The sequence below is a fragment of the Rhodococcus sp. R1101 genome, from assembly GCF_000278445.1.
Classification (GTDB): Bacteria; Actinomycetota; Actinomycetes; order Mycobacteriales; family Mycobacteriaceae; genus Rhodococcus; species Rhodococcus gordoniae.
In genome coordinates, this window is the sequence record NZ_AJVB01000137.1 from 1 (window position 1) to 8,714 (window position 8,714).

The 8,714-nt window shown below is 65.5% G+C and carries 6 protein-coding genes and 1 pseudogene; 2 read left to right on the forward strand and 5 right to left on the reverse strand.

From position 1 onward, the window contains the following. Positions 1-1,858: cytochrome P450 (locus R1101_RS26420; RefSeq protein ID WP_037222920.1), on the reverse strand; the 1,858-nt coding region annotated here is incomplete at its 3' end. A 79-nt stretch (positions 1,859-1,937) separates the two neighbouring features. Here R1101_RS26420 and R1101_RS29240 point away from each other — a divergent pair. Further along, on the forward strand, positions 1,938-2,498 hold the full coding sequence (locus R1101_RS29240; RefSeq protein ID WP_016933505.1) for a TetR/AcrR family transcriptional regulator: 561 nt from the start codon (positions 1,938-1,940) through the stop codon (positions 2,496-2,498). 604 nt (positions 2,499-3,102) lie between these two features. After that, a pseudogene (locus R1101_RS31505) lies at positions 3,103-3,237 on the forward strand (alpha/beta fold hydrolase); the annotation flags it as partial. Between the two features lie 45 nt (positions 3,238-3,282). On the opposite strand, the gene R1101_RS0111115 reads toward R1101_RS31505, so the two are convergent. From R1101_RS0111115 to R1101_RS26430, 4 genes are all read right to left on the reverse strand, one after another. Then, positions 3,283-4,380, reverse strand: a complete 1,098-nt coding sequence (locus tag R1101_RS0111115; protein ID WP_016933506.1) for an ABC transporter ATP-binding protein — start codon at positions 4,378-4,380, stop codon at positions 3,283-3,285. After that, the gene (locus R1101_RS0111120) at positions 4,377-5,879 is read right to left on the reverse strand and encodes an ABC transporter permease (RefSeq protein WP_037222918.1); all 1,503 of its coding nucleotides are present in this window, start codon (positions 5,877-5,879) and stop codon (positions 4,377-4,379) included. Before R1101_RS0111120 ends, R1101_RS0111115 begins: the two co-directional genes overlap by 4 nt. An 83-nt stretch (positions 5,880-5,962) precedes the next feature. Then, entirely contained in the window at positions 5,963-7,003 is a 1,041-nt protein-coding gene (locus tag R1101_RS0111125; RefSeq protein ID WP_026003146.1) for an iron ABC transporter substrate-binding protein, read from the reverse strand. A 160-nt stretch (positions 7,004-7,163) separates the two neighbouring features. Continuing rightward, on the reverse strand, positions 7,164-8,714 hold a 1,551-nt coding region (locus tag R1101_RS26430; RefSeq protein WP_016933509.1), incomplete at its 5' end, for a phosphopantetheine-binding protein.

An 8,714-nucleotide genomic window follows, 5' to 3' on the forward strand; every position in this document is an offset into this window, starting at 1 on the left:
ACAGTGCAGTGGTCCACGCGCTGACACCACCGTCGAAATCACCGGCTGCGTCGGCCTCGCCCCGGTCGACCAGAGGCACCGCTCCCGCCGCGGTCAGCTTGGCGTAGGCCCGTCGAGGAAAGGCCTGGTAGGTGGGCCACTGAGTGTCGCCGCAGCCGAGCAACGCGAGTCGTATGTCGTGCAGGGACGGCAGTTCGTCACAGGCATCGAAGAGTTGGGCATTGTCGGGTGCTCGGCCGTTGTAGCTGGCGGCGATCACGGCGAGAATCCCCTCACGGGGCGGTTCGGCAGCAAGTTCGTCGAGGGTGATCACGCGAACGTCGAAACCGGATCTGTCTGCCCGCTCGGCGAGCCGTTCGGAGATATCGGCGCAGGTGCCGAGGTTGGAACCGTACGCGATCGTCAGGACGGTACCGGCGGAGACCGGGTCGATCGGTTCCTCGGGGGTTGTCGCCGCGACAGGCGTGTGCTCGGTGGCCCGTTCATGAGGCCGGCGTTTCCGGACGCGGACGGTGAAACCGTCCGGTTTGAGAGTGAGGGTCTGCTTGAGCTTCATTCGGTAGGCACGCGGATCACCGATCGCGAACTGTTGCAGGATCAGCGCGAGAGCCAGCCTGGCTTCGGTGAGAGCGAACTGGCGTCCTATACAGGCGCGTTCGCCGTTTCCGAACGGTTTGTATGCTGCGGGGTGGTGCGCGTTTCTGCGTTCGGGAAGACACCTGTCGATGTCGAAATCGTCCGGCCTGTCCCACGCCTTCGGGTGCCGGTGCAGGGCCGGCAGCAACACGAAGATCTGTTGACCTTTGCGGATCGGATAGTGGCCGATCTCGGTGTCGGAGAACGGCTCGAGGATGATGCCGGGGATGGGTGACCAGATTCGGAGCGTTTCCTCCAGCACCCGGGGGATCACGTCCAGTTTCATGATCGCTTCGTATGTCGGCGCGGTGCCGTCGGGAAGCAGCCGGTCGACCTCGCGGTACGCCTGGGCGAGCGCATGGGGGTTGCGCAGCAGGTTGTACAGGGCGAAGGAGAGCAGTCCACTGGTCGTCTCGTGTCCGGCGATGAGGAATGTCAGCACCTGATTGCGGATGTTCTCGTCGGGCAACGCCTGCCCGGTTCGGGGGTCGGTGGCGTCGAGCATCAAACCGAGAAGGTCCGTTCTACCGGCGTGGTCGCATCCGCGGCGCCGGCGGATGACTTCGTCCACCAGTTCCTGCATGGCACGGATGTCGGCTCGGTAGGTCTCGTCGCGTGTGGTGCGCATTCTGGTAATCAGTCGGGGCTGCCGAGCGCGGACCATGGCCTCGGTCAAGGCGTTGCTCATCGCTTGAAGGAAGGGATGAAGTTGTGGGGAGGTGAAGGATTCGAATCGGAAGCCGAAGCCGGTGAGCGCAATGGTGTCCAAGGTCAGACGAGTCATGTCGTCGGCGACGGGCAGGTCTTCGCCTTCCCTCCGAGCCCAGGATGCGGTCAGGGCTTCGGCGACCTCGAGCATCTCCGCGAAGTAGGCCTTCATGGACCGCTGTCCGAATGCGGGCATCAGGATGCGGTGTGCCTGACCCCAAACCGGTTCGTTGCCGCGTGCAGTGAACAATCCGTCGCCGGCGAAGTCGCGCACGAGCGACAGTGGTGGCGCGATGCTCTTGTAGAACCGTGTCTCGTCGCAGACCTCGGCAACGAGGTCGGGATCGTAGACGAACATCGCCCGGTGACCGAGGATGTCCACCTGAAAGATGCCCTCGGGATGCTCCTGGGCCGCTTCTACCAGGAAGTCGGTGGGTACGTCGCCGGCAAGCTGGAGGGCGTTGCCGAGGATGGGCACTCCTCGCAGGCTGGGGACGGAGCGAGTCGCGGACACGGGAGACTCCTTCGGGCCGGGGCGGGTGGCTGTACCACCACCAGCCATACACTGTATGGCGCTCGCTAGCATACGGCGTATGGCCGCCAGTGCGCATCGGGGTGCACCCTTGACTCCGGAAGAGATCTATTCGACAGCTCTGCGCCTCATCGATGCGATCGGGGTGGAGGGACTGTCCATGCGCAAGCTGGCGGTCGAACTCGACGTCAACCCGATGTCGCTCTACCACCACGTCGACAACAAGACCGCCCTTCTCCGGCGGGTGTGCGCCTTGGTTGCCCTCCAGCTGGATGTGCCTGATGATGACGAGGCTCCGTGGACAGAGCAGCTCCGGGCGCTCGGCTATGCGTGTCGCACCAGTGCGCGCCGACATCCGTCTCTATGGCTCTACGCGCTGTCGCATCCGGAGGTGACCGGAAGCGATCATCTCCTCTGGAGAGCGCTCGACCGGGTTCTCGCCAACGCCGGTGTCGATGAGGAAGAACAGGTCTATGCCCGCAAGACCCTCTTTGCCCTCCTGGCCGGTTTCATCCTCGGTGAGACGACCGGTGCGCTGAACGAGCAGGGCGGTGCCGCGGACCCCGACAAGACCTTCGAGGCTTTTCTCAACTTTGCGATCTCCGGCCTGTCGGCATTCTGAAAGTTGTTCTGCGTCTACACGTTACGCAAATTTCGCAGTCCCCGGCTGGTAGTGCGGAGTGCAACGACCGATCCGATGGAGCCGACCCCTGCGCGACCCTGTTCGCTTCGATCGGATGGTGTGACCCGATCTCGTGAACGACGAATGATGCAGTGGAGCAACGCTTGTAGTCATCATTACCGTGTGCGGACGAGCTTCGCCGGTGTCGTCGGTGAATCGACCTCGCGGATGGTGACATCCAGGGCGAGGGCCCGTGTCCGAATTCTGTTGTGGTGCTGCCGCCGAGAGGATGGTTCCACGACGTGATCGGAGCTCGGTGGTGAGTAGACCGGTGCGGGTGAATCGCCGTTTACCGCGTAGTGCACCATCGATGTGAATACTCGACTCGACAATGTTGGTGAGGGACTCATGGATCCGATTGCCACCCGGTGCGAATTTCACGGCCACGGTGTCGTACTTGCCGCGGATCGGTGGGACCCACCCACTGCGAGCGACAACGGATCGGGTATCGACCGCAAGGGTGTGGTGTTGTTGCTGCACGGTGGCGGGCAGACCCGGCACTCCTGGCGCAACACCGGCCGGAGGCTGGCGACGGACGGCTGGGCTCGACCTGATCCCGACCGCCACGCTGATCGATGTCACGGGCGCGGGCCACATGGTCGCTGGTGACGACAATGACGTTTTCAGTGACGGATTGAAGGAGTTCCTCGACGACCGCGTTGTCACCGCACGGTCTTGAAGCAGGTACGACCTGGAGGTCGCCGACAGGAGCGCTCGAATGTCGTCAGGGCTGTAGGCCGGGAGGCTGCCATTCTCCGATGACCGGTGCCGACTCGAGAGACCGAGCCGGGTATGCCACACCGGTGCCGAGTACTCGAATGCCGACGCGGTCGCCCGGATCGAGGGTGGTGGCACCGAAGCGGCGCACGGTGACACGTTCGGGGACCGCGCCGTCGGGGGCGTCGAGGCGGATACCGATGAGCATCTCCGATCCGAGATACTCGACATCGACGACCATCCCGGACACATCGGCGCCATCCAGGGTGAGCTCGATCTGCTCGGGCCGCACCATGACCTGGGCGCGTCCGTGGACACCGTTCGCGGACACCGGGATCTCGCCGAGCGCGCAGCGTGCCGTTCCGCCGTCGATACGAGCCGGCAGGACGACGGCGTCACCGATGAACTGCGCGGTGGTGACGTCGATGGGGGCGGAATAGATCTCGCGGGGGGTGCCGATCTGGGCGAGCCGACCTGCATTCATCACCGCGACCCGGTCGGCGAACGACAGCGCCTCGGATTGATCGTGGGTCACCAGGATGGTGGTGATCCCGGCCTTGGCGAGAACGTCGGCGACGATCCTGCGAGTGCTCGCCCGCAGGCCGGCGTCCAGCGCGGAGAACGGCTCGTCGAGCAGCATCAGTTCCGGTTCGCGCGCCAGTGCCCGCGCGAGGGCCACTCGTTGCTGCTGCCCGCCCGACAGCTGATCGGGTCGTCGGGACGCGTACGAGGCGTCGAGGGAGACCATCTCGAGCAGTTCGGTGATCTTCGCTGGGGTGCGGGCCCGGCGGGGAAGGCCGAAACCGACGTTCGCTCCCACGGTGGCGTGCGGAAACAGCGCACCGTCCTGGGCGACGTAGCCCACCGAACGCCGGTGCGCGGGCGTCCAACCACCGCCTGCGACGATCCGGCCGGCCAGCGCGATGGTGCCGGAATCCGGTTTCTCGAAACCCGCGATCAGGCGGAGCAGGGTGGTTTTGCCGCAGCCGGACGGGCCCACGATCGCCGTGGTCGAGCCCGCCTTCACGGAGAACCCGACGTGCCGCAGGACCGGCGTGGCGCCGAAGGACTTGTCGAGTGCGGCCACTTCGAGGGCGTAGGTCATAGTCCCGCCACCTTCTTCGACTGAGAGAAAAGCAGGTAGGTCATGGGCAGCGACAGCACGATCATGAGCAGTGCATACGGTGCGGCGCCGGCGTAGTCGATCTCGCTGCTCAGGGACCAGAACTGCATGGAGAGAGTGCGGGTACCGGTCGGAGCCAGCAGCAAGGTGGCGGTCAGTTCGTTGACGATACCCAGGAACACCAGCGCGCCACCGGCGGCCATGGCCGGGGCCGCCAGCCGCAAGGTCACCCGGAAGAACGCCGAGAGTGGGGACAGGCCGAGCGACTGGGCGGCCTCTTCGAGCCCGACAGGGGCCTGGGCGAGTCCCGCCCGCAGATTGACCAGTGCGCGTGGCAGGAACAGTAGCGCGTAGGCGGCGATCACCACGGTCACGCTCTGATAGAGCGGAGGGAGATAACGGATGGTGACCGTGACGAACGCCAGTGCCACGACGATGCCGGGCAGCGAACTGGAAATGTAGGTGCCGCCCTCGAGGATGCGGCTGAACCGACCCCGGTGGCGGATCGAGATCCAGGCGATAGGGAACGCGAGTACACAGGTCACCACGGCGCCGACGATGCCGAACCCGAGGGTCTGCGCCAGCGCGGCGGCCAGGGCGTTCCACTCCCAGACGTCGCCGCCACCGATGATGAGCCATCGCAGGACACTGCCGACGGGGACACCGACCGACAACGCGATCAGAACCCCGAGGAACAGCAGTGCGATCGGTGAGTACCACGGGCCGAGCTCGGCAGGCACGGCTCGGCGGGCAGCTCCTGGACCGAGACGGGCGTACCGGGCGCTGCCGCGGACGACCGCTTCGATGATCAGCAGGGACAGGCAGAGCAGGACCAGAACGCCGGCGAGCATGGTCGCTGCGGTTCCGTTGAAGGTCGATTGGTACTGCTCGAAGATCGCCGTGGTGAACGTGTTGAATCGGATGAAGACGAACGCGCCGTATTCGGCGAGCAGGTGCAGTGCGACCAACAGTGCTCCGCCGGCGATGGCAAGGCGCAGTTGCGGGACGACGACGCGGAAGAACACAGCCCACGGGCCGACGCCGAGGGCTCGCGCCGATTCCTCGACGGCGGGATCGAGCCGACGTAGCGTCGCGGCGGTCGGAATGTAGACGAGCGGGAAGTAGGAGAGGGTGGCGATGAGAACGCCGCCGTGCAGTCCGCCGAGGGAGGGAATCAGCGTCACCCACGAATAGCTGTTGACGAACGCCGGCACGGCGAGCGGTGCCGCGAGGAGCACCGCCCACACCTTCGCTCCCGGTACCCGGGTGCGCTCGACGAGCCAGGCGGCGAGGACACCGACGACGATGCAGAGGGGCACCGTGACGACGACCAATTGCACGGTGTTCGTCAGCAGTTCGCGGACGCGGGGGCGGAACAGCAGCGCGGATGCGGTATCCCAGCCCGTGTCGATGCTCTGCACGACGATGTAGCCGAGTGGGATGAGTGACGCGGCCACCACGATCAGTGCGGCAACCGCCAGGGGGAGCGGCGGGCGCGGCCGAGCGGCCGGGCGACGGGGAGTGTCCGCGTCGCCCGACCGCGTGCGGCCGATCGGTGCAAGTTTCAGAGCAGGCCGGCTTCCGTCATGAGTTCGGTGACCTGCGGGCTGTTGAGCTTCGCGGGGTCGACCTTCGGGGCCTGCAGATCGGCGAGCGGCACCAGTTCCGGATTCGCCGGCACATCGCTGCCGACCGAGTACTCGAAGGACGTCCCGGTCTGCAGAACCTCCTGGCCTTGTTTCCCGGTGACGAACTTCAGGAACCGCTGCGCTGCGTCCTGCTGGGTGCTCGATTTCAGGACGCCGCCGCCCGAGACGCTGACGAACGCGCCCGGATCCTCGTTCTTGAAGTAGTGCAGCGCGACGTTGTTGCTGTTCTCACCGGTCCTGGACTGATCCCCGAACCAGTAGTAGTGGTAGATCACGCCGCCCGGGATCTCCCCGGCGTTGACGGCCTTCATCACCGTGTTGTTCCCCTGGTAGGTGCGCACATTCTCCTTCATCCCGGCCAGCCACTGGCGGGTGGCGTCCTCACCCTTCAGTTCGAGCAGCGCGCTGATGATGGCCTGGAAGTCGGCGCCCGACGGCGACGCGGCCCATCGGTCCTTCCAGGCGGTGTCCTGCAGGTCGAGCAGCGACCCGGGAAGCTGGTCCTGGGGCAGGCTGTCCTTGTTGTATGCGAAGACGGTGGAGCGGGCCGCGATGCCGGTCCACTTGCCGCTCGACGGCCGGTACTGGCTCGGGACCTGGTCGAGGACGTCCTGGTCGACGTCGGCGAAGAGTCCGGCGTTCTCCACCAGCGTCATCGCCGGGGAGTTCTCAGTGAGGAAGACGTCGGCCGGTGACTGGTCACCTTCGGCGACGAGGAGGTTGCCGAGTTCGGTGTCGTTGCCGTTGCGTAGTTCTACCTCGATGCCGGTCTCGGCGGTGAAGGCGTCGGCCCATTCCTGGGTCAGTGACTCGTGTTGGGCGTTGTACACGGTGATCTGGTTGGCGGTGTCCGAATCGGCTCCGCCATCCGAACCGGACTCCGAGCACGCCGACAGTGTCAGCACCGCGGCGGTGGCCAGAGCCACTCCCGATATCAGTCCGGTCCGAATCCTCATGGTGTGTCCGTCCTCTTGTACAGCGGGAAATCTCCCACCCGTCGTCAGGAAAACGATGCTACTCGAAGGATTGGCAAGCCTAATAATCGGAACCGGGTTCGCGATCCGGATCGACTCGGTAGCACCTGCTCTCGCTGGTAGCGCTCCGGGAGTCCGAGCTTCACTGCGACCGGCTGCCGGCGGCTGTGTGTGCCTCGGTTGCGGAGGTGCGAGACGAACTATCGGTGGAGACGATCGGCTCCCGGTCGCCTCTCGATCGCGGGATGCCGAGCCGTCGGCGCAGGGAGAGGACGGCTGTCACTCCTTGCCAGAAGAGAATGCCGACGAGGATCGACAGAGCGAAGGCCAGCCAAGGATGGTCTTCTCGCAACGGTAGGTACACCTGGAAGTGCGTCAGGTAGATGTAGAGAGATGCGCTTGCCAGCACCCCTGCGATCCTGCTCAGTGCAGGTGGGCAGGGAACGGAGTCGAGCCACACCAGCAGGCACAGCCCACCTATGACGAGGAGCTCTCGCTGGAGGTCGCCGGAGAAGTATCCGGGCACAGTGGCTGCGATCACGGCGGTGACGCCCACCCGGTGCCACACGGTCGTCGCCGTGGCGGCGGCCCAACCCAGGGCGAACAGCCAGAAGACCATCGAGGCACTCAGGATGAGATTGTTGCCGTCGCCGAGCTCGACGATGCCGTAGCGGGGGAGCAGACCCACGCCCACCAATCCGATGGCGAACCAGAACGAGTGTTGGCGCTCGATGCGATCGACGAGCGGGATGGACAACACCGCGATGACGACGAGCAGGATGTAGACGATCGCTTCGATGAACCAGTACCGCCATTCCGGCGTCCACCCGTCGGGTCCGAGAATGCCGTTGAGCAAGAAGGCGCTGGTCACGAGATAGTCGCCGGTCAGTGCGATCACGGCAGCGAGCCACAGCATGCTGGGGACGGCGATTCGGGCCACGCTGCCCAGGACATGGCGTACCCGTTCGGTCCGGGGAGTGGCGAGATGGAAGCGGGCGAAGTTGTAGCCGGCGACCCCGAGGAGCACATGCGCGCCGCCGAGCGCCCCGAACAGCCGAATGTGTGATCCCACGATGAGCACGATCGCGACGGCGCGGAGCAGCACGTTGGTCTCGACCGTCCGCCACCATCGTCGTCGGGGCGCGGGTACGAAATCCTTGATCGCGGTGGTGTGCCAGTTCTCGGGAAGACAGCCGAGCATCCGCTCGAGTCGGAGGGACATCTGCACATAGGACAGGGAATCGCCGCCGAGGCTCACGAACGAGCTGTCGTCGGTGACCTGCGTACTGCGCAACACCTCGGCATACAGGGTCCGCAGGGCGTCCGTGTCCACGACGGTGGTCGTTGTCGTCACCGGAACGGGCGCTGCGTCGTGGACCAGCCCGGCCACCGCCCGAAGGTCGGGTTTGCCCGTGCTGGTCCGTGGAAGTTCGTCGACGAGGCACACCCGCACCGCGGCGACGGGAAGACCGCAGGCCCGGGCGCTCGCGGACCGGATCTCGTCGATATCGCTCGCACCTTCGACCGCCACGATCAGTTCGTCCGTACCACCGACGCAGCAGGCCGTCAGGCCCTCCTGTGCGAGAGTCGACTCGATCTGTTGCAGGTCGAGCCGCAGCCCGAAGAGCTTGACGAATCGGCTGCGCCGGCCCACCACCTCGAACAATCCGCCGTCGATCTGCCGCGCAAGGTC

Coding starts and splice junctions, on each gene's coding strand:
- R1101_RS29240 (WP_016933505.1), top strand. CDS start 1,938: ATGGCCGCCAGTGCGCATCGGGGTGCACCCTTGACTCCGGAAGAGATC.
- R1101_RS0111115 (WP_016933506.1), bottom strand. CDS start 4,380: ATGACCTACGCCCTCGAAGTGGCCGCACTCGACAAGTCCTTCGGCGCC.
- R1101_RS0111125 (WP_026003146.1), bottom strand. CDS start 7,003: ATGAGGATTCGGACCGGACTGATATCGGGAGTGGCTCTGGCCACCGCC.